Here is a 22049-nt window from a genome sequence, read left to right on the forward strand (position 1 = left end):
GCCGTACATATTCCTACGTGAGATATGATTAACTAATTGATTTATATTATTATTTTTTAATATTAATAGCTTGTGACAGCCAGTTTCAGCTAACGGGGGTGATTGCTCTTGGTAGGGAACTCTCTAGTATCTGAACTGTGTCGACGGACAGACACGCCCTTCAAGGATGAGGGGGAAGGACATCGCAGGAAGCGATTCATCAGGACGATGAAAAGGATCACAGGGAATAGGGAAAAAATGTGGGCGGGTCAAACCGCCCCTTTTTTTGCCTGCAGAAAAGCAAAAAGGCCCACAAGGGGCCTTTTCGAGAACGCGGGGGTAATCAGCGTTCGAGGTCTTTGATCTTGCCTTTGACGCCATCCCACTCTTCGGCATCGGGCAACGATTCTTTCTTCTCGGTGATGTTGGGCCAGATTTCTGCCAGCTCAACGTTCAGCTGAATAAATTCCTGCATGTCTTCCGGGACTTCATCTTCGGAGAAGATGGCCACGGCAGGGCATTCTGGTTCGCACAGTGCGCAGTCGATGCACTCATCCGGGTGAATCACCAGGAAGTTCGGGCCTTCGTAAAAGCAGTCCACCGGACAGACTTCTACGCAGTCGGTGTACTTGCACTTGATGCAGTTGTCGGTGACGACGAAGGTCATTTCTAATTTTCTCCTCAGGCGGCGGCAGCGGAGCCCCTTCACGTTGGGGTCGCCAGGTTTGGGAGCGATAGTCTGCTGGTCAGGCTATAAGCCAGCAGCATCCCAAACCGCGCGAGATTCTAACAGCTTGCAGGCAAGTGCGTTAGATCCGTGTCTTTAGTGTATAGAGCATTTCGAGCGCCCGACGCGGTGTCATGTCATCCAGATCAAGTTTGGCCAGATCATCCAGCACCGGATGCGGCAGGCTGGCGAACATGTCGCTCTGCTGCGGCGCGGCCGGTTTGCCTTTGGCCGTCTTGGGAACTTCATGAGGCAGGGCGGTCGCTTCCAGCCGGCCCAGGTGTTCGCGAGCGCGCACAATCACTTCGCTAGGCACACCGGCCAACTGCGCAACCGCAAGGCCGTAGCTCTGGCTGGCAGGCCCTGGCAGCACGTGGTGCAGGAACACGATGCGTTCGTTGTGCTCGGTAGCGTTGAGGTGCACGTTGGCCACCAGCGGTTGGGCTTCCGGCAATACGGTCAGCTCGAAGTAGTGGGTTGCGAACAGCGTATAAGCTCGCAGATGCGCCAGGCGCTCGGCTGCCGCCCACGCCAGGGATAGACCGTCAAAGGTGCTGGTGCCGCGACCGACTTCGTCCATCAGCACCAGGCTGCGCTCGGTGGCGTTGTGCAGAATGTTCGCGGTCTCGCTCATTTCGACCATGAAGGTCGAGCGCCCGCCGGCCAGGTCATCGCTGGAACCGATCCGGGTAAAGATCCGGTCCACCAGAGACAACTCGCAACTGGCTGCCGGCACGAAGCTGCCGATGTGTGCCAGCAGCACGATCAGAGCGGTCTGGCGCATGTAGGTGGATTTGCCGCCCATGTTCGGACCGGTGATCACCAGCATGCGGGTGTTGTCGTCGAGGCTCAGGTCGTTGGCCACGAACGGCGTGGTCAGTACTTGCTCGACCACCGGGTGACGACCCTGGCTGATGCGCATGCTTGGCTCACTGACGAAGCGCGGGCAGTTCAGATCGAGGTTCAGCGCACGTTCGGCAAGGTTGCTCAGCACGTCCAGCTCGGCCAGTGCCGCGGCGGTGTCCTGCAACGGTGGCAGCTGGGCGATCAAATCTTCGAGCAGTGTTTCGTAGAGCATCTTCTCGCGCGCCAGGGCGCGGCTCTTCGCCGACAGCGCCTTGTCTTCGAACGCCTTCAATTCCGGCGTAATGAAGCGCTCGGCCCCTTTCAACGTCTGGCGACGGATATAGTCTGCCGGCGCCGATTCAGCCTGCTTGCTTGGCAACTCAATGAAGTAGCCATGAATGCGGTTGTAACCGACTTTCAGGTGCGACAGACCGGTACGGGCCTTCTCGCGTGCTTCGAGGTCGATCAGGAACTGCCCGGCGTTTTCGCTGAGCGATTGCAAATCGTCCAACTCGGCGTCGTAACCGGTTTTCAACACGCCACCGTCACGAATGACGGCCGGCGGGTTGTCGATGATGGCTTTTTCCAGCAGCGCCGCCAGTTCCGGGTAGGTGCTGGTGGTCGTCGCCAGTTGAATGATGTGCGGAGCTTCCAGCTCAGTCATTGCCACTTGCAACTCAGGCAATGCACCGAGCGCATCGCGCAGGCGAGCCAGGTCACGAGGGCGGGCATTGCGCAGGCCGATCCGCGCCAGGATCCGCTCGATGTCGCCGATTTCCTTGAGCTGCGGCTGCAGTTTCTCGAAGCGGTAACCGTCGAGCAGGCAGGTGATCGAGGTCTGGCGCGCCAGCAACACGGTTAGATCCCGCAGCGGACGGTTCAACCAGCGGGTCAGCAGGCGGCTGCCCATGGCGGTCTGGCAGCGATCGACCACCGATTGCAACGTGTTGTCGCGACCGCCAGCCAGGTTAGTGTCCAGTTCCAGGTTGCGACGGCTTGCGCCGTCCAGCACCACGGTGTCGTCCAGGCGTTCATGCCGCAGGCTGCGCAAATGGGGCAGGGCGGTGCGCTGGGTTTCCTTGGCGTAACTGAGCAGGCAACCGGCGGCGCCAATGGCCAGGGTCAGGTTCTCGCAACCGAAACCTTTCAGGTCCTGAGTGGAAAACTGCTGGCAAAGGCTTTTCAGCGCCGAATCACGTTCGAAATCCCACGGCGCACGGCGACGAACCCCACGACGTTTCTCCGCCGGCAGATCCTTCGGCCAGTCGTCCGGGATCATCAGCTCTACCGGATTGACCCGCTCCAGTTCTGCCAGCAGGTTTTCCCAGCCCTTGATCTCCAACACGGTGAAGTTGCCGCTGGTGATGTCCAGCACCGCCAGGCCGAACAGACGCTCGTCACCCAGCACGGCCGCGATCAGGTTGTCCCGACGCTCATCCAGCAGCGCTTCGTCACTGACCGTACCCGGCGTGATGATCCGCACCACCTGACGATCCACCGGGCCCTTGCTGGTCGCCGGGTCGCCGACCTGTTCACAGATCACCACCGACTCGCCGAGCTTGACCAGTTTCGCCAGGTAACCTTCCGCGGCATGGTAAGGAATCCCACACATGGGAATCGCCTGACCTGCCGACTGCCCACGGGCGGTCAGGGTGATGTCCAGCAATTTGGCGGCTTTCTTCGCGTCTTCGTAGAAGATCTCGTAGAAGTCGCCCATGCGATAGAACATCAGCTGGTCTGGGTGCTGGTTTTTCAGGCGCCAGTACTGCTGCATCATTGGCGTGTGGGAGGACAGATCGGAGAGCGCTTTATTCATCGGATAATCAGGCAAATTCGTTGAAAGGTGTAGGGCAAAGGAGGGGCATCGGCCCGGCTTTTCCGCGATGGGCGCAAGGTTAACATGGGCGGTCCACCCGACGCAGGCATGAAAGCCCTGCGATACATTTCTTCTGTCTATGCACGACATATGCGCAATTTATGCAATTTGGCATTTGTCTTCCACGAAAAGAACAAGCACTATGCGCTTTATGCAAAAACGCAATGTTTCTACCGTCTTAAGAGCGCTGCTCGATCAGCACGGGATCTCCCCCACGGAGCTTCACCGTCGCACCGGCGTGCCTCAATCCACTCTCTCGCGGATCCTCAGCGGGAAGATCGTCGATCCCTCGGACAAACACATCTCGAAGATCGCCGAGTACTTCGCCGTGAGCACCGACCAGTTGCGGGGCCGTGCGGATGTCGCTCCGGCAGCCAGCACCGGGCGCGATCAATTGCATTCGGAACTCAAGGACATAAGTCTGTGGGACGACGATACGCCCGTCGATGATGACGAGGTATCGGTCCCCTTTCTTCGCGAGGTTGAATTGGCAGCAGGATCAGGAAGGTTCGTCATCGAAGAGAGCGAACGCTCTAGCCTGCGCTTCGGCAAGCGGAGTCTGCGCCACAACGGCGTGCAGTTCGACCAGGCCAAATGCGTGACGGTGCGCGGCAACAGTATGTTGCCGGTACTGCGCGACGGCGCCACCGTCGGCGTCAATGCCGGCAAGTGCGGGATCGGCGATATCGTGGATGGCGACCTTTATGCCATCAACCATAACGGCCAGCTGCGGGTGAAACAGCTTTATCGCCTGCCTACCGGGATACGCCTGCGCAGCTTCAATCGCGATGAACATCCGGACGAGGACTACACCTTCCAGGAAATCCAGGAAGAGCAGATTGTCATCCTCGGTCACGTCTTCTGGTGGGGCATGTACGCCCGTTAACCTCAACGTTGTCAGATAAAACCCGCCACCGAGCGGGTTTTTTTTCGCCTGCCAAAAACCGCCAGCGCCTTTGTTTGCGGGACTTTAATGCGTTAATGCATTCGCAACGCATAAATAAATGCATTTGTGCATTGACTGTATATGCATCCATGCATATTCTTTGTCTCAAGCCGCTCAACAAAGCAGCTCGAAACGAAGCTCTTTAGTTCCACCACAAAGGCAGCGATGAACCGGCCTCAACGGTTCAGAGGGTTGGCAACTGACCCGGGTGTGCAGCGTAAAGCACCAAAAGCAGTTATCCGGCGGGCAGGGACCGCGGTCGGAAAAACAATCTGAATGGACCCGTACCGCGCCAGTAGCGTCGAAAGGTCAACGCGAAGGACCGCATTACTGAAAAGCCTGGGCGACCGGGCTTTTTGGAATGCCTGCCTACCGTCAGGTATATCAACCCCCCATTGGGGATCGACTGTGCAGCGGCCGTTGCGCAATCAAGACATTCCACTTAATAGGTAAAACCATGAACGGACTCAAGAAAATCATTGCCCCGCTGATGTTGGCTTTGGCCCTTGTCGGCCTTGCTGGCAGTGCCACCGCGGCGAACCTCCTGGTCAACGGCAGCTTTGAACAACCCGGCTGCAGCGACAGCTGCGTGCTGGACACGACGGTGAAAGCCAACTTCATCACGGGCTGGACGACCTTTCTGTCGGGTGCCGAGTATTTCAACATGCGCGCTTCGATCCCTGGATCTGCGGCAGCGGAAGGCGCAGTGATCGTCGATCTGGCTAACAACGTTTACAGCAATGGTGGCGGGATTCAGCAGAACTTTGCCACCGTGATAGGGGCCAAGTACCGATTGACTTTCAGCATGGGCAATTCGATGTACGCCAACCGATCCGGCGATGGTGTCGTGCAAGTGAAAGTGGCCGGTCAGACCGCGCTCTTCAACACACCAACGGTCAAGGGTGGCGTCGTCGAGTGGAATACCGTGACTTATGACTTCACTGCTACCACGAATCAAACAACCCTGGCCTTTTCCAACGAGCAGAACCCGTACGTCAACTTCGCTTTCATCGACAATGTGATCGTTGAAAAGCTGTAGTTCTTCGTCGATCAAAACCAGGCGGCTCATTTCCGAGAGGCGCATCTCATCGATCCCCGGGAGGCGTGACATGACAAACGAGCAACAAGCGTTGCTGGACATGCCGATCTGGCTCGTCATCGTCCTCGCCCTGGTGGGCGGGGTGTCCGGCGAAATGTGGCGCGCCGACAAGGAGGGCGCCCGCGGCTGGTCATTGCTGCGGCGCCTGGCCTTGCGATCCGGGGCCTGCATGGTCTGCGGGGTCTCGGCCATCATGCTGCTGTATGCCGCCGGCGTGTCGATCTGGACGGCTTGCGCGTTCGGTTGCCTGACGGCGATGGCCGGGGCAGATGTTGCCATTGGCCTTTATGAACGCTGGGCGGCCAAGCGGATTGGCGTTTGCGAAGTGCCGCCGCGAGATACCCGCCAGGATCACTGAACACCAAGCCCAATGGAATGGCGAGCAGCGGTGCCGACCGGCATCCGACCCGCAAGGACGCGGGCTTCCCACGGCCAGTAACTTTCACTCAAACCCGCCAACAAGCGGGTTTTTTATTGCCCGGTGAAAACACCATGAAGATCACCCCACTGATCACCCAACTGCGCGATCACTGCCCAACCCTCGCCAATCGCGTGGCTGCCGGCATCGACCTCGAAACGCTGCAAGCCAGTACCCCGTTTTCAACTCCTTGCGCCTACGTGGTGCCGATTGCCGATCTGGCGGGCGCAAACGCGGCGCAAAACGCTACGTGGCAGACCATTCGCGACCGTTTCGAAGTGACCCTGGTGCTTGACACCACCGACGCTACAAAAGCGCTGGATCTGTTGCACGACCTGCGGGCCGAACTGTGGCGGGCGCTGGTGGGTTTCAAGCCCGGCAGTGATTACGACGCCATCGCCTATGACGGCGGCGAACGGGTTTCCATCAACAGCAACCGGGTGCTGTATCGCCTGCGCTTTTTTGCCGAGTTCCAGCTCGGCCGCAATCTGCCTGGTCAGCCTGCGGAGAGCTGGCACGAACGTGAACTGGACGGTTTGTCGTCCTTTACCGGGGTCACCGTGCGGGTCGATGCGATCGATCCGGCGGACCTCAATCTGAAACGCCCAGGCCCCGACGGACGCCTGGAACTGACTTTCTCTGGAGACGTAACCCCATGAGCAAACGCATCACCGTGCTGCCGGCCCCAGGCCGCGCCGTGCCGGACCCGGAAGCGGGCGATCTGTTGCCCCTCGAGGGCCGTGAAGTGCCGGACAACGCCTGGTGGCGTCGACGTCTGGCCGATGGCGATATCACTACCAAAGCCGTGAAAGCGGCGAAACCACAGGGAGCCAAATAATGGCGATCGGATTCAGCAACATCCCCGCGGACATTCGTGTTCCGCTGTTTTACGCCGAGATGGACAATTCGGCCGCCAATAGCGCGTCGTCGGCCATGCGCCGTTTGATCGTCGCTCAGGTCAACGACAACATTGCGCCGGCCGACGTTGGCAAACTGGTGTTGGTGTCCAGCGTGGCGCTGGCCAAAAGCATTGGCGGCCAAGGCTCGATGCTCGCCTCGATGTATGAAACCTGGCGCAAGACCGACCCGATCGGCGAGATCTGGTGCCTGCCGCTGCACAACACCGAAGGCAGCATCGCCAAAGGCGTGTTGACCCTGACCGGCGCGGCCACTCAAAGCGGTGTGCTCAACCTGTACATCGGCGGCGTTCGCGTTCAAGCGGCCATCGTCAACGGGGCCACTGCGGCGCAAGCGGCCACTGCACTGGCGCTGAAAATCAACGCCTCGGCCGATCTGCCGGTCAGCGCTGCAGCCGTTGAAGGCGTCGTGACCCTGAGCGCCAAATGGACTGGTGACAGCGGTAACGACATCAGCCTGCAATTCAATCGCCTGGGCAAGAGCAACGGCGAAGAAACTCCGGCCGGCCTGACCACGGCCATAACCGCCATGACCGGCGGCGCCGGTGTGCCGGATCAGGTCGCTGCGGTAGCGGCGCTGGGCGATGAGCCGTTCGAGTTCATCTGCATGCCATGGTCGGACCTGTCGACCCTCAACACCTGGCAAGCGGTCATGGATGACAGCACCGGTCGTTGGTCGTGGGCCAAGCAATTGTTCGGTCATGTCTACAGCGCCAAGCGCGGCACCATCGGTACTTTGGTCGCTGCCGGCCAAGCGCGTAATGACCAGCACATGACCCTTCAGGCGCTGGAACCGGGTGTACCGCAACCGTTCTGGGTTCAGGCCGCTGCACTCGCTGCGCGCACGTCGGTGTTCATCTCCGCCGACGCCAGCCGTCCGACCCAAAGCGGCAGCCTGCCAGGTCTCGACCCGGCACCCGCCAGTGAGCGTTTCACCCTGACCGAGCGTCAGTCGCTGCTCAACTACGGGATCGCTACCGCGTACTACGAAGGCGGCTACGTGCGCATTCAACGTTCGATTACCACCTATCAGAAGAACGCCTACGGCCAGGCAGACAATTCCTACCTGGACAGCGAAACCATGCACCAGTCGGCGTTCATCGTGCGTCGGCTGCAAAGCGTGATCACCAGCAAATACGGTCGCCACAAACTGGCTTCCGACGGCACCCGTTTCGGCGCCGGCCAGCCGATCGTGACCCCGAGCACTATTCGCGGCGAGCTGATTGCCCAGTACGCCAAGCTCGAACTGGAAGGCCACGTCGAAAACGCCGAGCTGTTCGCCGAGCACTTGATCGTCGAGCGCGACGTGCAGGACCCGAGCCGGGTCAACGTGCTGTTCCCGCCGGATTACATCAACGGTCTGCGCATGTTCGCGCTGCTCAACCAATTCCGTCTGCAGTACGACGACGCAGCCTGATCGCTGCCTTTGACTGTGTGATTTCAGCCTACCTCGCGTGGGCTTTTTATTTGAAGGGAGAAACACTATGGGTCAACTGATTGCGGGCACCTGCTACGTCAAAGTGGACGGCGCTCAACTGACTATCAATGGCGGCTGCGAAGCGCCGTTGCTGGCTGTGAAACGGGAAACCGTCGTACCGGGTTTCTACAAGGAAACCGACATCGCCCCGTCGTTCAAAGTGACGGCGCTGCACACCGCGGACTTCCCGCTCAAGCAACTGATCGCAGGTTCCGACATGACCGTTACCTGCGAATTCAGCAACGGCAAAGTCTACGTACTGGCCGGCGCCTACCTGGTTGAAGAGCCTGTCTCCAAAGGCGATGACGCCACCATCGAACTGAAATTCGAAGGCATCAAGGGGACCTGGCAATGACTGGCGCCGTGAAGCTTCAAGTCGCGATCGAAGCTCACGGCGAGCCCTTGACCGAACTCAACCTGCGCCGTCCAACGGTGCAGGAAGTTCGAGCGATCAAGGCGCTGCCGTACAAGATCGACAAGAGCGAAGAAGTCAGCCTCGACATGGACGTCGCGGCCAAATACATCGCGGTGTGCGCCGGCATCCCGCCGTCGTCGGTCAACCAGTTGGACCTGGCTGACCTCAACGCGCTGAGCTGGGCTGTCGCGAGTTTTTTCATGAGTGCGGCGTCGGAGCCATCACCGACCTGATTTCAGTCGCCTATGACCTGGCCTGGTTCTGGAAGGTTGACCCCGAACAGATGATGGCCAGGCCACTGGATGTGCTCCGCGAATCGCTGGAGCACGCGCAACGGATCAATGCGATGCAGCAGGTGCAGTGATGGCAGACATAGAAGAGAAAGAAAAAAAGTCGGTGCTGCTGACGGGCATCGATGAACTGTCACTCAAACTTGGCGCCCTCCGGGCAAAAGTCGAAAGCTTCAAGAAAAACCTGGAGCAGACCGGCCTCGGCAAGCTGGATATCAGCGGTCTGTTCAAGGGTGGCAGCGTGATCACGCCCTTCGTGGACGGGATCAAGGCGTCCGCTGCGTTCACGGGCCAATTGACCGAGGTCAATGAGGCCGCCAAAGGTGTCGATGTGCCGAGCGTGCCGGCCAGCGCCGCGCAAACCATGAACGTGTTCAGTCGGTCGATGGAGCAGGTGTCGGTTGCCGCAAACACCGCCTTGCAGCCTGCCGTCGCTACGGTAACGGCAGGTCTTCAACCTTTGCTGGTTGGTTTTGGCACTCTGCTCAATGACAACCCGAAACTGGTCGAGGGACTGGCGGCCGGTGCCATCGCGTTCTCGGCGATGCAAACCGCCGTGACCGGTGCGACCCAAGTGTTCGATCTGATGAGCATGGTGCTCAAGACCAACCCCATTGTGCTGATTGCCACGGGTATCGCCCTGGCAGCCGGTTTGATTGTGGCCAACTGGAAGCCCATATCGGCGTTTTTCGCCGGGCTCTGGCAAAAGATTTCTCCGGTCGTGATGCCCATGGTCGAGTTCTTCAAGACGATGTTTGCGTTCACGCCGCTTGGGCAAATCATCAGCCATTGGGGACCGATCACCGCCGTGTTCGCGGCGATCTGGGACGTCATCAAAGCGGCGGCCACGCCGGTAATCGGTTTTTTTCAGACGCTTTTTTCCTGGTCACCACTGGGTTTGATCATCAACAACTGGACACCGTTGACAGGCCTGTTCTCGGCCATCTGGGACTTGCTCAGAGCGCTGTCGGTGCCGGCCATGGACTTTCTGCACGGCCTGTTCGACTGGTCGCCGCGGGAGATGATCATCGCCGGCTGGGGCGCGGTCACTGAACTGTTTTCCGGGATCTGGGACGGCATCAAGGTCCCGGCGCTGGTGATGTACGACACGCTGCGCAGCCTGTTTGACTGGTTTCCACTGGAGGAGATCAAAAAGCGTTGGGAGCCGATCACCGAATGGTTCAGCCAATGGTGGGACAAGCTGCAAAGCGTCGTCGCGCCGATCAAGGAATTCTTTGCCGGTGGTTTCGGTGAGCTTGTCACCAGTGTGACTGGCAAGGTCGAAGGCCTGACCGAGGCTCAAGAGAAAACCAACGCCGAAGGTAGCGGTAAGTTTGCGCCGGCGTTTTTTGGCACCGACACCGAGCAACCACAAAGCCTGTCAGTGCTGCCCGGCAATCTGCCGCAAAAACCCTCGATGCCGCCTGGCTCCCTGACACAAAACTCCAGCGCCCTGATTCAGCAAAGCGCCGCCAACAGCCGCACACAACTCGAAGGCGGCCTGACCGTGCGCTTCGAAAATGCGCCGGCCGGTATGCGCACCGATCAGCCGCAAACCAATCAACCGGCGCTGGCGCTCAATTCGCGCATCGGCTACCGCACACTGTCCCTTGGAGGTTCCAATGAGCTGGCGTGATCGTTTGATGCCGGCGTCGTTTCGCGGCGTCCGGTTCTGGGTCGATCAGGCGAAAAACCCGGTCGGCCAAAAGGGCCAGTTGCACGAATACCCACAACGCGATCTGCCATATTTCGAGGGCCTTGGCCTGCAGGCGAAGATTCACGATTTGACGGCATTTGTCGTTGGCCCCGATTGCCTGGAGCAGCGCGACAAACTGCTCAAGGCGCTGGAGCAGGGCAGTGGTGAGCTGGTTCACCCGTGGCTGGGGCGCCTGCAGGTCAAGGTCGGCGAATGCGACATGACCCACACCCGCCAGGACGGCGGGTTGGTGACCTTTACCTTGAAGTTTTACCCCGATCAACCGGTGCCGTTTCCGACGGCAGCGGTCAGCACGCAGAAGTTATTGCTGGTGTCGGCCGACAGCCTGCTGGGCTCCGCAGTGAAACGTTTCGAAGACGCGATGACCTTGATCAAGGCTGCGCGGATCGGCATTGCCAACCTGCGCAACAGCATCAAGGAGGCTTACGAGGTGATTCAGCAGCACCTCCAGCCATTGATCGATGAGTACCAGCAGATCAGCGATCTGGTCAAAGCCGTCAAGGAGCTGCCCAAGGATGTGGCGGCGGAATTCAAGGGATTGATCGGCGACATCAACGAACTGAAGGACTTCGCCCGTGAAGGCTATCGTGGCGTGATTGCCAACGTCTCCCAACAGCTCGAAGCCATCAAGAAGGCCGACGCGCCGAAGTTGACCACCGGCAAAGACACCACTGCTGCGGCCCAGGCGCTGACCAATCTGGTGCAGGACACCTTGATTGTGCAAGTGGCCCAGTGGGTCGCGTCGATGCCGGTGGCTTCGCAGGCAGTCAAACGGGTCACCAACCTGCCGGTCGGGCATCAGGCTGTGCTACCGACCACGCACCAGGACGTTCCGGTAGTCGACGATTTAGAGGCCTTGCGTGCGGCACTTGAGGAAGTGTTCAAGCTGCCCGAGGCCAAGGCGGATCCCGCGCACTATCTGGCGATGAGCAATCTGCGTCAGGCACTTCGCGCGCATTTGAAGGCGGTCGCGTCGTCGGGCGTTCGACTGGTCAGCAAATCCTTCAAGCAAAGCCTTCCGGGGCTGGTCGTGATCTATCAGCAAAGTGGAGACGCCACGCGAATCGCTGAAGTACTACAGCGCAACGGCATTATTCATCCGGGGTTTCTGCCGCTGGACGACGTAAAAGTCCTGGGGGAATAGACCATGAATGAACTCGACAACAGTGTGTTGCTGACCGTTGATGGTTTGGAGTACGGCGGCTGGAAAAGCGTTGAAATCACCGCAGACCTAGAGCGTCAGTTCCGCACTTTCAAACTCGACATCACCTGGCAATGGCCGGGGCAGACGGTCGACCGGCCGATCCGCCCGGGTGCGCCCTGCCAAGTGCGAATCGGCTGCGATCTGGTGCTCAGTGGGTATGTGTTCAAGGCGCCGATCAGCTATGACGGGCGGCAGATCAGCCTGAGTATCGAAGGCAGTTCGAAGACTCAGGACCTGGTGGACTGCGCGGCGATCAACACACCCAACCAATGGCATCAGCAATCGTTGCTCAGCATCGTTCAGGCGCTGGCCTCGCCTTATGCCGGGAAAGTGGTCAGTGAAATCCCCGACACCGCGCGACTCGGCAGCCACACCATCGTGCCGGGGGAAACGGTCTTTCAGTCGATCGACCGTTTGCTCACGCTGTTTCGGGTGTTTTCCACCGATGACGCCGAAGGCCGGGTGGTACTGGCCCGGCCGGGCAGCGGTGGGCGAGCCAGTGATGTGCTTGAGCTGGGCAAGAACATTCTGTCGGCCAACGCGCCGATGGACTTCAGTCAGGTGTTCTCCGAGTACCGGGTGATTGGCCAGCACAAGGGCGGCGAGGAGAAGAGCGGTGCGGCCGTGAGCGAAGTGTCCGGGGTTTCCACCGACCCGATTATCGGGCGCAAGCGGATCACCGTGATCAGTGAAAGCGCGCAATTGACCCGGGAACTGGCGCAGCAACGTGCCGACTGGGAAAGCGCTATTCGCGTCGGCAAGGCCGGCACCACGACCTATCGGGTACAAGGCTGGCGGCAGTCCAACGGTGATTTGTGGAAGCACAACACCTTGGTGCGGGTGATCGACAAGGTGTTGGGTTTCGACCACGACATGCTGATCTCCAAGGTGACTTACTCGCTGTCCGAACAGGGCTCGGTCACCACGCTGCAAGTGGCGCTGCCTTACACCTTCGATGCGAATCCGGTGCCTCCCAAAACCTGACACCTCGCTAAGCCTCGCTCCTACAAGGTAATCCACATGAGCCTACTGACACGCCTCCTGGCGCGCGGCACTGTCGTGCTCGCCAACTCGGCCACCAAGCTTCAATCCCTGCAAATGCGCCTCACCGCCGGCGAAGTGAACGACGACATGGAGCACTTCGAACCTTACGGTTTCACCAGCAATCCGCTGGCCGGCGCTGAAGGCATCGCGACGTTTCTGGGCGGTGATCGTTCTCACGCCATCGTGCTGGTGGTCGCCGACCGCCGCTATCGCCTCAAGGCACTGGCCCAGGGCGAAGTAGCGATCTACACCGACGAGGGCGACAAGATCCACTTCAAGCGTGGACGGATCGTCGACATCGAAACCGCCACCCTGAACATCCGCGCCAGCACCGCCGTAAACATCGATACACCGAACCTGACCCAGACCGGCAGGATCGTCTCTCAGGGCGATCAGATTGCCGGTGGCATCAGCCAGATCAAGCACGTGCACGTCGGCGTGCAGGCGGGCAGCGGCCAGACCGGCGTGCCGGCGGGAGGCCAGTGATGTTTATCAGCCAAAACCTCCACGCCGCACTGACCCGTTCAGTGCTGATCAGCCTGTTCACCTGGCGCCGCGCCGCCGATGACGATGCCCTCGATGACGAAGAACGTTTCGGCTGGTGGGGCGACACCTTTCCTACGGTCGCGGACGACCGTATCGGCTCACGCCTGTGGCTGCTGCGGCGGGTCAAGCTGACTCGGCAGACCCAGATGGACGCCGAGTTCTACGCCCGCGAAGCCTTGCAATGGCTGATCGACGACGGCCATTGCAGCGCCATCGACATCATCAGCGAACGCCTCGACGCCCAGCGCCTGAACCTGCGCACGGTCCTGACCCTGGCCGACGGCGAGCGCCTGGACATCAACCCTGATAACAGTTGGCAGGTGATCTATGCCGTTTGAAACCCCTTCGCTGCCGGTGCTGATCACGCGCACCCAAAGCGACCTGGCCAGCGATTCGCTGCGCCAGTCCGATGCGCAAGTGCTGGCCCGCACCCTCGGTGGTGCCGCCTATGGCTTGTATGGCTATCTGAACTGGATCGCCGAGCAGATCCTCCCGGACAAGGCCGATGAGTCGACCCTGGAGCGAATCGCCGCACTGCGTCTGAACCAGCCGCGTAAAGCCGCGCAATCGGCCAGCGGCAGCGTCAGCTTTACTGCCAGCGCTGGCGCTGTGCTGGACGTCGATACTCTTCTGCAATCGAGCGACGGTCGCATTTACAAAGTCACTTCCGCCCGCACCACCAGCAATGGCTTGAACCGCACCACCATCGCCGCCCTCGACGCCGGCAGCCTCGGGAATGCCGACGCCGGCATGACGCTGATTCCGGTGCAGCCGATTCTGGGCATTATCGGCAACAGCTTCACGTTGCTGGCGCCGGGGTTGACCGGTGGGATCGCTCGGGAAAGTCTGGAGTCCCTGCGGTCCCGGGTGATTCGTTCTTACCGGATCATTCCTCACGGCGGTTCGGCGCAAGACTACGAAACCTGGGCGCTCGAATGTCCGGGGGTGACCCGTGCGTGGTGTCGCGGCAGCTATCCCGGCCCCGGCATTGTCAGTCTGTACATCATGCGCGACGACGATGCGCAACCCGTCCCCAATCCCGAGCAACTGGCTGAAGTTCAGGACTACATCGAACCTCTGCGCCCGGTCACCGCCGAATTGCGTGTGCTGCCGCCGGTACAAGTGCCGGTGACCTACCGACTGAGCCTGAAGCCCGACACCACGGCCGTACGCGCCGCCGTTGAGGCGCAACTGCGCGACCTGCATAACCGCGAAGGAGGCCTGGGCGACACCCTGCTGGTGAGTCACATCCGTGAAGCCATCAGCAGCGCAACAGGTGAAAGTGATCACGATCTCAAATCACCTACCGCCGACGTCGAAGCCGAGAGCAACCAGTTGCTGACCTTCGGAGGTTGCGTATGGCAGTGATCAGAACCGCCGCGCAATACCAGGCCCAACTGCGCAGCCTGCTACCCAGCGGCCCCGGGTGGGACCCCGAGCGGGTCCCGGAACTTGAAGAAGTCCTTGAAGGCGTCGCCCAGGAACTGGCCCGCCTCGACGCTCGCGCCGCTGACCTGCTCAACGAAATGGACCCCGCCGGCGTCAGTGAACTGGTACCGGATTGGGAGCGGGTGATGAACCTGCCCGACCCGTGCCTGGGTGCGACGCCACTGTTCGACGACCGCCGCCTCGCCGTACGCCGGCGACTGCTCGCTGTTGGCAGCCAGGCCATCAGCTACTACGTCGAGATCGCCAAGAGTCAGGGTTACCCGAACGCCACCATCACCGAGCTTGAAGTCCCGCGAATGGGACGGGCCCGGTTTGGCCAGGCGCACTTCGGAACATGGCAGGCGCATTTCATGTGGACGCTCAATACCGGTGGCCGACTGCTGCTCGGCCGGCGTTTTGGCGCGAGTTACTGGGGAGAGCGCTTCGGCGTGAATCCGGGCTCCGCGCTGGAATGCCTGATCCATCGCAACGCACCGGCGCATACCAAGGTGCACATCAATTATGACTAGGGAGTAGAGGGATGGACTATCCGAAAAGTGTGCCCAGCGCCGGGTTGGTGAATGGGAAGTTTGTGGATGAAAACCCGTTGATGGGGACGCCGGGGTCGTTGATTCCGGCGGACTGGGGGAATGGGGTGACGCAGGAGATTGTGAATGTCATCAAGGCCGGGGATCTGACTCCGGATGAGACGAAGTTCGACCAATTGCTGCTGGCCATTCAGAGCGTTTCGGCCAAGGGCTGGAATCTGGATTCGGCGTTGCCGATCGGCTCTCTGCCGTCGGCCACCGTGGCGACGGCGGATGGGCGTTTGCCGGTGACCCCTGCGGCGGTTTCGACCAGTGGCGGCCGGGTGTCGATTCCGGTGGGAGTGTTGGTCAGCATTGGCCAGGAAGTCGTCGCGGGGCAGTTGGGCAGGGCGCGGACGTTTACTACCCAAGCGTGGAGCAGTGCGGATTTGATGCCGACCTCCAGCTACTTTCTTCGGGCGCAGGTGATCGGTGGGGCGCTGACCTTTTACATGCAGCGCGGAACAATCTATGACGCCGCGCCCGAAGGTTTGAAGGGCACTGTCAATGGCGGGGCGGGGGGCGGTTTTCAGTCCACGCCACTGGACCTCTGCATTGCTTGGGTGGTGACGGCTGCGCCGGGTTCCGTGCCGGTCATCAGGCCGATCTACAATCGTAATCGGTTGGCGTGGACGCAAACTGTCAACGGCAACGGTGTGGTTTACCTACCTCTGGATCCTCATGCCCGGGCGGCACGTCTGGTGGTGGGGAACCCGACGCCTTCGGCGACGGAGATCTCCGGGGTGTCGTTTGCGCCAACAGGTTGGGTTGGCGGCAACTACTGCTTTCTCTCACCGGCGCTGACCACCAGTTCCAATCACGATGGTGGTTGGACGACTCCGATGCCGTGCGTGATCTTCACCAATAACTTTGTCAACGACGCCACGGTCACGACCCTGACCGCCAGTTTCGACCATTCGCAATTGCGCTCGTTGTGGCAGTCCTACCAGGCCGAACACATGCTCGGTTCGACCAGCGCCGTCAGCGATGAATTGCTGTTCAGTATGGGGATCAAGAACCACCCCGTGTCTGATTACGCCACTGGAATCGCGGTCAACTTCGCGGCGGCAGTTAATGTCAGTCTTTCCTGGGAGTTGATTCGATGAACGTTATTCAAGAGCTTCATCAGTTTGAGGACGGTCTGCGTCCCGCACAGCCTTCTGCCGCCCATGACTGGGACGGTGAGAAATGGGTGCTGGACGCCGCGAAAATCGCTCTGCTGGAACAACAGGAAACCGAACGCCTGTGCGCCAAAGTCGATGCTGCTGCAGACAAAGCACGCACTGCTCTGGCCGGTGATCCACTCAAGGCAATGGAATATGCTCAGGCCGCCGTTGCCGCCCAAGCCTACAAGGAGGCAGGCTACCCGAAAAAGGACGTGCCGATGGCCGTCTCCGCATGGGTCGTTAAAGGCCGGACGGCCAAGCAAGCCGCTGAGCAGATCCTGAGCAAAGCCGCACAGTTGAGCGACCATCTGCGCACCCTGCGCACCCTGCGCCTCAAGGCCAAAATGCAAATCCGCGCGCACGCGGCCAAGGGCAAGATAGATCTGGCCCGCAGCGCTGGCGATGAAGCGTTGGTGGCTATTCGTGAATTCGTCAGTGGCTCGGCTGACTAGGCGAGAGCCCTTCAATTCCCCTGTTCAGGCCCACGTATTCGTGGGCCTTTTTCTTTCTTGAAAAAAACCGTGGGCGCGATTGCACCGCTAACTGCGTCGACACGGACCATTTGTTATTTCAGAGGAGAGATAGACGTATGGACTATCCAAAAAGCGTGCCCAGCGTCGGGCTGGTCAATGGCCGGTTCGTCGATGAAAACCCCGTGGCCGGGACGCCGGGATCGTTGATTCCGGCAGTTTGGGGCAACAGCGTTACCCAAGAGATTGTGAGTGTTATCGAAGGCGGCGGACTGGTTGCCTCTGAAGCGGATACCAGCCAGTTGCTCAAGGCCATCGAGGCGATTGTCGGCACGGCCAGCCCGATCCGTTCGGTGGTGACTCGGCTCAGTACATCCAAGACGCTGAGTGAGCAAGAGCTCGGTTTTGTCCTGATCGACGGCAGCCCCGGTGCCATGACGGTCACTCTGCCCGCGGCGAATGCCGGACTTGGTGTGCGCGACGTCATTCTGCGTCGCGTGGATAACAGCGGCAATCGCCTTGTCGTCCGGGCCGGCGGCACGGATCGCATTCGATTCCATACCCAACTTTCGCCGTCCGGCTATCCCTTTTTAGTGTTAATGGGGAGCGGTGACTGGTGGCATTTGCGCAGTACCGGTGACGGCAGTTGGTGGCCGGTCGGACGGTATGATGCCGCCCCTCTCGGGCGGCTGGTGTTAGATACGACCGTGCTGATCAGTCCAGGCGGTTATGGAGCGCTGAATGGCAGTCTGTTGCTGCGCAGCGAATGGCCGTGGCTGTGGGACTTCGCCCAGTCCTCGGGGGTGCTGACCACTGAAGCCGGTCGTGCGGGCAGGGAGGGTGGATGGACCAGTGGCGATGGCGCGCTGAACTTTCGCATTCCGGAAGTGCGTGGCGAGTTTCTGCGTGTCCTTGACGAGTCCAGAGGTCTGGATGTCGGGCGCACAGCGGGCAGTCTTCAGGGGCATTCCCTACAAAGCCACAACCACTATCTGCCAACCAGTACGGGTTCTTCCTTCCGTCCGGCACCTGCGATTCCGGATGGTATCTGGAATGCTTCAAGCGACGTCAATTTTTACCCAACCAGTGGATCGATCGCGACGACGTACCCTAATCCGGCGTTCGATTCTGATACCTACATAGGCAACATCGGTAATTTTTCGGGAGAAACACGCCCGCGAAACATCGCTTATCCCGGCCGTATCAAACTGATCTGAGGTGCACATGTTCAATTATCTGATGGACGACAGCGGTGCGCTGTTCGGGCCTGTCGAGTTTCCGGTCGTGCCGGGTGTCGGCGTGCAACTGCCGAGCAATGCCATGGCATTGAGTATCGAACTTTCTCCACCGCCCGGCGGATTTGCCTGGGCTTATGTCAAGGGTGCCTTGCAACAACAAGCCGACTTTCGCGGTGATGTCTATCGCACCGACACGGGGTTCAGGGAAACATGGACGACGTTGGGAGAGTTGCCGGAAGGTTTTACCACGCAACCGTGGCCGGGCGGTTTTCACAGGTGGATCGATAACGCGTGGCAAGTCGATGAAGCGGCCCGGTTGATGGATTTCAAAAAAATCATTCTCGACCAGCGCGATACTCTTCTTCGTGACGCTGTACGGCGCATTGCGCCCCTCCAATACGCCGAAGACATCGGCGATGCCAGCCATCAAGAGCAACTGCAATTGCTGGAATGGAAACTCTACAGCGTGGAGTTGAATCGCATCGAACAACAGACCGGTTTCCCCAGTGAGATCACCTGGCCTGTTGTGCCAAGCTCGGCGGAACAAGCCTGAGTTCTACACAAGGAAAAGTGCAATGGATTATCCACGGAGTGTACCCAGCGCCGGGTTGGTGAATGGAAAGTTTGTCGATGAAGACCCTGTGACGGGGGCGCCTGGGTCTTTAATTCCGGCGAGTTGGGGTAATGGAATAACCCAGGAAGTAGTAAGTGTTATCCAGGCCGCTGGAATAACCCCCGCGGAAGGGATCAATAATCAGCTTCTTACAGCATTGCGGGGCAGTGGTCTGTTTGTCACTGCCCCGCAGTTCGACAATGACAATACCGTCGCAACAACTGAGTTTGTAACCCGTAGCGGGCTGCAATATTCAGGTTTTGCGTCTTATGGCGTGGGTACTGCGCTGGCAGCGTCCAATGTGGGGGGAATTGCCAGCTTCTCCAGTACCGCACCGATAACGACGACGTTACCTGCGACCACCGGAATTGCGCATGCGAGCACCCTGCATGTCATCAATGCCGGGTCGGGAGCGCTGACAGTAACGACTGCTGGCGGTGCAGACATCATCAAGCTATCCAACGGGGCGACCGGACCGATCATTCTGGGTCTGGGAGATACGGCGGAGTTCATCAAGCTGGACAATCAGTGGCGTCTGGCAGGTGGCACGATCAGCCTGAGATATTCACCGTTGTTCTCGGGTATGACCGGCAACCCCGGTTACCAGAAGTACTCCAGCGGCAATATCGATCAATGGGGTTACGGTACGACAGATGCCAACGGGGAGGTTTTTGTCACCTTTCCGATTTCGTTTCCAACCGCCTTTGTTTCTGTCGTTGCTACTCATGTCGGCGGTGATGGCGCGATGGTCATCATGTTGGCTGGTACTGCCACGAAACAGGGCTGCCGATTGAAGGTTCGGGACATGGGTGGCTCTGTCAGGGCCGGATGGGGTGTCACGTATTTTGCCAAGGGCTATTAAATGAACGAGTTCAATGTTTTGTTTAGCGCGAGTACTTGCGGTGTTTATGTTCCAGGAATCAATACGTCGGATATTCCTTCCGATGTCATTGAGATTCCACAGGCGTACTGGGTTTCGCTCCTCCAGCAACTGGCTGTAACCCCGAAGTTGATTTCGGTGCGAGCCGATAACGGCTATCCCGTTCTTGTGGATACACCGCCTCTGGTGCCGGAGGAAGCAGCGACGGCCGAGCGCCTTTGGCGTGACACTCAGTTATCGGCCACCGACGGTATGGTCGCCCGCGACAGGGACGAACTGGAGGACGGCGGTGGCACGACGCTGACCACCGAGCAATACGCCGAGTTGCAGGCCTATCGCCGTGCACTTCGGGATTGGCCGCAAGGGTCGTTTTTTCCTTTCACTGAACATCGACCCACTACGCCACTTTGGCTGAATGGATATCTTTGACACGAACCAGACACTCGTCAGGCCCTGGGGGCTATATGACCGTTACGCAGCAACAACTACAGATCGTTATGCCCAACGCCCGCTCCCAAGCGGGCGTTTTCATTTCCGTCCTGAACACAGCCATGTCTCACCGCAACATCAACACCCCCAAACGCATCGCCGCCTTCCTCGCGCAAGTCGGTCACGAGTCGGGGCAGTTGCAGTACGTGCGTGAGTTGGGCAGCGCTCAATATTTGAGCAAGTACGACACTGGCGCACTGGCTGTGCGCCTTGGCAATACGCCAGAGCCTGACGGTGACGGTCAAAAGTACCGTGGTCGTGGCCTGATCCAGATCACCGGCCGCAACAACTACTGCCGATGCAGCCTCGGGCTGTTCGGCGATGAACGTCTGTTGTCACTGCCGGAACTACTGGAACAACCGCAATGGGCCGCCGAATCGGCCGCGTGGTTCTGGGAGCAAAATGGCTTCAACGAACTGGCCGACCGCGACCAGTTCAACAGCATCACCCGCCGCATCAACGGCGGCCTGAACGGTTTGCAGGATCGCTTGCAACTCTGGGCGCGGGCGAGGGCGGTGTTATGCCAGCCTTCGGTTTGATCCCGATGTCTTGCCGCGTCATTGGCGTTGTTCTGTTTCTGGCTGTGTTGGCCGGTGGTTCAGCGGCGCTGGCCTGGCAGTTTCAGGATTGGCGGTATGGCCGGCAGCTGGCGGAACAGGCCAAGCTGCACGCCGAGGCACTGAATCAGCTGACTCTGGCAGCCGCAACGCAGCAACAGGCCGAGCAGGACAGGCGTCTAGCACTGGAGCAGCGTCTGTCGACCAGCGAACAAACCCATTACCGAGCGCTTAGCGATGCCCAACGTGATCAAGGTCGCCTGCGCGATCGTCTTGCCACTGCTGATGTGCGCTTGTCAGTCCTCCTCGATGCCCATGACGCTGCCTCTGTCTGTGCAGTGCCAACCGCCTCCGGAGCCAGCCGCGTGGATCATGGAGCAGCGCGCGCCCGACTTGACCCGGCGCATGCTCAACGAATTGTCGCCATCACCGATGCCGGTGACCGCGGACTGATTGCCTTGCAGGCCTGTCAGGCTTATATCAGAGCCCTCGCTCGCTAACATTTTGATCGATCCTGCGCCTTGCAAGCGCGTTACGCTCGTGTACGGTAGTTCTCATTCCGCTTGCTCAGGAGATGACCGTGAAAGAAATCACCCAACTGGCCGCTGAACTTGGCAGGCGCTTGCAGGTTCTCAATGCCCACGTTAGCACCGCCGAGTCCTGCACCGGCGGCGGGATCAGCGAGGCGATCACCCGGATTCCGGGGAGTTCGGCATGGTTTGAGGCTGGTTATGTCACCTATTCCAATCGCCAGAAAACCGAGCAATTGAATGTCCCGGTCGAGTTGTTTGCAACGGTGGGGGCGGTCAGTCGCGAGGTTGTCGAGGCCATGGTCCGCGGCGCGCAGGAGAAAAGCCGGGCGCGATTTGCCGTGGCGGTCAGCGGTGTGGCGGGACCGGATGGCGGTTCGCCGAGCAAGCCGGTGGGCACCGTGTGGCTGGCCTGGGGCGTTGGTGAACAGGTGTTCAGCGAGGTGCAGTACTTTCCCGGCAACCGTGACGAGGTCCGCCGACAAACGGTGAAGGCCGCGCTAGAGGGGCTGCTGCGCCATGCCGCTGGAGAAATCTCAAATCAGGGGTAGGCGATCCTGAAACGCTGTGGAATAATACTGGCTACTTAT

26 protein-coding genes are annotated in these 22049 nt (G+C 59.7%); 24 read left to right on the forward strand and 2 right to left on the reverse strand.

Annotation, left to right across the window (positions count from 1 at the left end):
* Positions 1 to 322: 322 nt before the first annotated feature.
* Together fdxA and mutS are read right to left on the reverse strand one after the other, a co-directional pair.
* Positions 323 to 646 (reverse strand): ferredoxin FdxA, encoded by a 324-nt coding sequence (gene fdxA / locus WLY71_RS13685; RefSeq protein ID WP_003222178.1) that lies wholly within the window; start codon positions 644 to 646, stop codon positions 323 to 325.
* Between the two features lie 142 nt (positions 647 to 788).
* On the reverse strand, positions 789 to 3368 hold the full coding sequence (gene mutS, locus WLY71_RS13690) for a DNA mismatch repair protein MutS (RefSeq protein ID WP_347803968.1): 2580 nt from the start codon (positions 3366 to 3368) through the stop codon (positions 789 to 791).
* 211 nt (positions 3369 to 3579) lie between these two features.
* On the opposite strand from mutS, the gene WLY71_RS13695 reads away from it, so the two are divergent.
* The 24 genes from WLY71_RS13695 to WLY71_RS13810 all read left to right on the forward strand — a co-directional run bounded on the left by WLY71_RS13695 (position 3580) and on the right by WLY71_RS13810 (position 22010).
* A complete protein-coding gene (locus WLY71_RS13695; RefSeq protein WP_033053549.1) occupies positions 3580 to 4314 on the forward strand; it encodes a LexA family transcriptional regulator in 735 nt (244 codons plus the stop codon).
* A gap of 517 nt (positions 4315 to 4831) precedes the next feature.
* Positions 4832 to 5413, forward strand: a complete 582-nt coding sequence (locus WLY71_RS13700) for a DUF642 domain-containing protein (RefSeq protein ID WP_129441657.1) — start codon at positions 4832 to 4834, stop codon at positions 5411 to 5413.
* A gap of 70 nt (positions 5414 to 5483) precedes the next feature.
* On the forward strand, positions 5484 to 5831 hold the full coding sequence (locus WLY71_RS13705; RefSeq protein ID WP_056739181.1) for a phage holin family protein: 348 nt from the start codon (positions 5484 to 5486) through the stop codon (positions 5829 to 5831).
* A 134-nt stretch (positions 5832 to 5965) separates the two neighbouring features.
* A complete protein-coding gene (locus WLY71_RS13710; protein WP_347803969.1) occupies positions 5966 to 6550 on the forward strand; it encodes a phage tail terminator protein in 585 nt (194 codons plus the stop codon).
* Positions 6547 to 6729, forward strand: a complete 183-nt coding sequence (locus WLY71_RS13715) for a DUF2635 domain-containing protein (protein ID WP_003198311.1) — start codon at positions 6547 to 6549, stop codon at positions 6727 to 6729. Before WLY71_RS13710 ends, WLY71_RS13715 begins: the two co-directional genes overlap by 4 nt.
* The gene (locus WLY71_RS13720; RefSeq protein ID WP_347803970.1) at positions 6729 to 8225 is read left to right on the forward strand and encodes a phage tail sheath subtilisin-like domain-containing protein; all 1497 of its coding nucleotides are present in this window, start codon (positions 6729 to 6731) and stop codon (positions 8223 to 8225) included. Before WLY71_RS13715 ends, WLY71_RS13720 begins: the two co-directional genes overlap by 1 nt.
* Positions 8226 to 8292: 67 nt before the next feature.
* A complete protein-coding gene (locus WLY71_RS13725) occupies positions 8293 to 8640 on the forward strand; it encodes a phage tail tube protein (RefSeq protein WP_347803971.1) in 348 nt (115 codons plus the stop codon).
* A complete protein-coding gene (locus WLY71_RS13730; RefSeq protein WP_046054588.1) occupies positions 8637 to 8933 on the forward strand; it encodes a phage tail assembly protein in 297 nt (98 codons plus the stop codon). The genes WLY71_RS13725 and WLY71_RS13730 overlap by 4 nt, the downstream gene beginning before the upstream one ends.
* Positions 8934 to 9063: 130 nt before the next feature.
* Positions 9064 to 10626, forward strand: a complete 1563-nt coding sequence (locus tag WLY71_RS13735) for a phage tail tape measure protein (protein ID WP_347803972.1) — start codon at positions 9064 to 9066, stop codon at positions 10624 to 10626.
* Entirely contained in the window at positions 10613 to 11851 is a 1239-nt protein-coding gene (locus WLY71_RS13740) for a DNA circularization protein (RefSeq protein ID WP_347803973.1), read from the forward strand. The genes WLY71_RS13735 and WLY71_RS13740 overlap by 14 nt, the downstream gene beginning before the upstream one ends.
* A 3-nt stretch (positions 11852 to 11854) precedes the next feature.
* Complete coding sequence (locus WLY71_RS13745; RefSeq protein ID WP_347803974.1) at positions 11855 to 12895, forward strand: phage baseplate assembly protein; 1041 nt, start codon at positions 11855 to 11857, stop codon at positions 12893 to 12895.
* A 36-nt stretch (positions 12896 to 12931) separates the two neighbouring features.
* Positions 12932 to 13441, forward strand: coding sequence for a phage baseplate assembly protein V (locus tag WLY71_RS13750; protein ID WP_347803975.1), 510 nt, complete (start codon positions 12932 to 12934; stop codon positions 13439 to 13441).
* A complete protein-coding gene (locus WLY71_RS13755; protein WP_038979177.1) occupies positions 13441 to 13839 on the forward strand; it encodes a phage GP46 family protein in 399 nt (132 codons plus the stop codon). Before WLY71_RS13750 ends, WLY71_RS13755 begins: the two co-directional genes overlap by 1 nt.
* Positions 13829 to 14869, forward strand: coding sequence for a baseplate J/gp47 family protein (locus tag WLY71_RS13760; protein WP_347803976.1), 1041 nt, complete (start codon positions 13829 to 13831; stop codon positions 14867 to 14869). The genes WLY71_RS13755 and WLY71_RS13760 overlap by 11 nt, the downstream gene beginning before the upstream one ends.
* Complete coding sequence (locus tag WLY71_RS13765) at positions 14860 to 15459, forward strand: YmfQ family protein (RefSeq protein ID WP_347803977.1); 600 nt, start codon at positions 14860 to 14862, stop codon at positions 15457 to 15459. Before WLY71_RS13760 ends, WLY71_RS13765 begins: the two co-directional genes overlap by 10 nt.
* 11 nt (positions 15460 to 15470) lie before the next feature.
* Positions 15471 to 16622, forward strand: coding sequence for a phage tail protein (locus WLY71_RS13770; protein WP_347803978.1), 1152 nt, complete (start codon positions 15471 to 15473; stop codon positions 16620 to 16622).
* On the forward strand, positions 16619 to 17134 hold the full coding sequence (locus tag WLY71_RS13775; protein WP_347803979.1) for a phage tail protein: 516 nt from the start codon (positions 16619 to 16621) through the stop codon (positions 17132 to 17134). Before WLY71_RS13770 ends, WLY71_RS13775 begins: the two co-directional genes overlap by 4 nt.
* Before the next feature lie 137 nt (positions 17135 to 17271).
* On the forward strand, positions 17272 to 18369 hold the full coding sequence (locus tag WLY71_RS13780; RefSeq protein WP_347803980.1) for a phage tail protein: 1098 nt from the start codon (positions 17272 to 17274) through the stop codon (positions 18367 to 18369).
* A 7-nt stretch (positions 18370 to 18376) separates the two neighbouring features.
* Entirely contained in the window at positions 18377 to 18943 is a 567-nt protein-coding gene (locus WLY71_RS13785; RefSeq protein WP_347803981.1) for a tail fiber assembly protein, read from the forward strand.
* Between the two features lie 22 nt (positions 18944 to 18965).
* A complete protein-coding gene (locus WLY71_RS13790) occupies positions 18966 to 19865 on the forward strand; it encodes a gp53-like domain-containing protein (RefSeq protein ID WP_347803982.1) in 900 nt (299 codons plus the stop codon).
* Positions 19866 to 20312 carry a phage tail assembly chaperone gene (locus WLY71_RS13795; RefSeq protein ID WP_347803983.1) on the forward strand — a complete coding sequence of 149 codons (447 nt, stop codon included), beginning with the start codon at positions 19866 to 19868 and terminating at the stop codon, positions 20310 to 20312.
* 35 nt (positions 20313 to 20347) lie between these two features.
* Positions 20348 to 20911 (forward strand): glycoside hydrolase family 19 protein, encoded by a 564-nt coding sequence (locus WLY71_RS13800; protein WP_347803984.1) that lies wholly within the window; start codon positions 20348 to 20350, stop codon positions 20909 to 20911.
* Positions 20893 to 21429, forward strand: coding sequence for a lysis system i-spanin subunit Rz (locus WLY71_RS13805; RefSeq protein ID WP_347803985.1), 537 nt, complete (start codon positions 20893 to 20895; stop codon positions 21427 to 21429). The genes WLY71_RS13800 and WLY71_RS13805 overlap by 19 nt, the downstream gene beginning before the upstream one ends.
* An 80-nt stretch (positions 21430 to 21509) precedes the next feature.
* Positions 21510 to 22010 (forward strand): CinA family protein, encoded by a 501-nt coding sequence (locus tag WLY71_RS13810; RefSeq protein ID WP_347803986.1) that lies wholly within the window; start codon positions 21510 to 21512, stop codon positions 22008 to 22010.
* Positions 22011 to 22049: the final 39 nt, after the last annotated feature.

Source organism: Pseudomonas rossensis (assembly GCF_039888995.1).
In the GTDB taxonomy this organism is placed as follows: domain Bacteria; phylum Pseudomonadota; class Gammaproteobacteria; order Pseudomonadales; family Pseudomonadaceae; genus Aquipseudomonas; species Aquipseudomonas rossensis.

Bases quoted from the DNA above. Each gene is read 5' to 3' on its own strand.
- fdxA (WP_003222178.1), bottom strand. From the start codon at position 646: ATGACCTTCGTCGTCACCGACAACTGCATCAAGTGCAAGTACACCGAC.
- mutS (WP_347803968.1), bottom strand. From the start codon at position 3,368: ATGAATAAAGCGCTCTCCGATCTGTCCTCCCACACGCCAATGATGCAG.
- WLY71_RS13695 (WP_033053549.1), top strand. From the start codon at position 3,580: ATGCAAAAACGCAATGTTTCTACCGTCTTAAGAGCGCTGCTCGATCAG.
- WLY71_RS13700 (WP_129441657.1), top strand. From the start codon at position 4,832: ATGAACGGACTCAAGAAAATCATTGCCCCGCTGATGTTGGCTTTGGCC.
- WLY71_RS13705 (WP_056739181.1), top strand. From the start codon at position 5,484: ATGACAAACGAGCAACAAGCGTTGCTGGACATGCCGATCTGGCTCGTC.
- WLY71_RS13710 (WP_347803969.1), top strand. From the start codon at position 5,966: ATGAAGATCACCCCACTGATCACCCAACTGCGCGATCACTGCCCAACC.
- WLY71_RS13715 (WP_003198311.1), top strand. From the start codon at position 6,547: ATGAGCAAACGCATCACCGTGCTGCCGGCCCCAGGCCGCGCCGTGCCG.
- WLY71_RS13720 (WP_347803970.1), top strand. From the start codon at position 6,729: ATGGCGATCGGATTCAGCAACATCCCCGCGGACATTCGTGTTCCGCTG.
- WLY71_RS13725 (WP_347803971.1), top strand. From the start codon at position 8,293: ATGGGTCAACTGATTGCGGGCACCTGCTACGTCAAAGTGGACGGCGCT.
- WLY71_RS13730 (WP_046054588.1), top strand. From the start codon at position 8,637: ATGACTGGCGCCGTGAAGCTTCAAGTCGCGATCGAAGCTCACGGCGAG.
- WLY71_RS13735 (WP_347803972.1), top strand. From the start codon at position 9,064: ATGGCAGACATAGAAGAGAAAGAAAAAAAGTCGGTGCTGCTGACGGGC.
- WLY71_RS13740 (WP_347803973.1), top strand. From the start codon at position 10,613: ATGAGCTGGCGTGATCGTTTGATGCCGGCGTCGTTTCGCGGCGTCCGG.
- WLY71_RS13745 (WP_347803974.1), top strand. From the start codon at position 11,855: ATGAATGAACTCGACAACAGTGTGTTGCTGACCGTTGATGGTTTGGAG.
- WLY71_RS13750 (WP_347803975.1), top strand. From the start codon at position 12,932: ATGAGCCTACTGACACGCCTCCTGGCGCGCGGCACTGTCGTGCTCGCC.
- WLY71_RS13755 (WP_038979177.1), top strand. From the start codon at position 13,441: ATGTTTATCAGCCAAAACCTCCACGCCGCACTGACCCGTTCAGTGCTG.
- WLY71_RS13760 (WP_347803976.1), top strand. From the start codon at position 13,829: ATGCCGTTTGAAACCCCTTCGCTGCCGGTGCTGATCACGCGCACCCAA.
- WLY71_RS13765 (WP_347803977.1), top strand. From the start codon at position 14,860: ATGGCAGTGATCAGAACCGCCGCGCAATACCAGGCCCAACTGCGCAGC.
- WLY71_RS13770 (WP_347803978.1), top strand. From the start codon at position 15,471: ATGGACTATCCGAAAAGTGTGCCCAGCGCCGGGTTGGTGAATGGGAAG.
- WLY71_RS13775 (WP_347803979.1), top strand. From the start codon at position 16,619: ATGAACGTTATTCAAGAGCTTCATCAGTTTGAGGACGGTCTGCGTCCC.
- WLY71_RS13780 (WP_347803980.1), top strand. From the start codon at position 17,272: ATGGACTATCCAAAAAGCGTGCCCAGCGTCGGGCTGGTCAATGGCCGG.
- WLY71_RS13785 (WP_347803981.1), top strand. From the start codon at position 18,377: ATGTTCAATTATCTGATGGACGACAGCGGTGCGCTGTTCGGGCCTGTC.
- WLY71_RS13790 (WP_347803982.1), top strand. From the start codon at position 18,966: ATGGATTATCCACGGAGTGTACCCAGCGCCGGGTTGGTGAATGGAAAG.
- WLY71_RS13795 (WP_347803983.1), top strand. From the start codon at position 19,866: ATGAACGAGTTCAATGTTTTGTTTAGCGCGAGTACTTGCGGTGTTTAT.
- WLY71_RS13800 (WP_347803984.1), top strand. From the start codon at position 20,348: ATGACCGTTACGCAGCAACAACTACAGATCGTTATGCCCAACGCCCGC.
- WLY71_RS13805 (WP_347803985.1), top strand. From the start codon at position 20,893: ATGCCAGCCTTCGGTTTGATCCCGATGTCTTGCCGCGTCATTGGCGTT.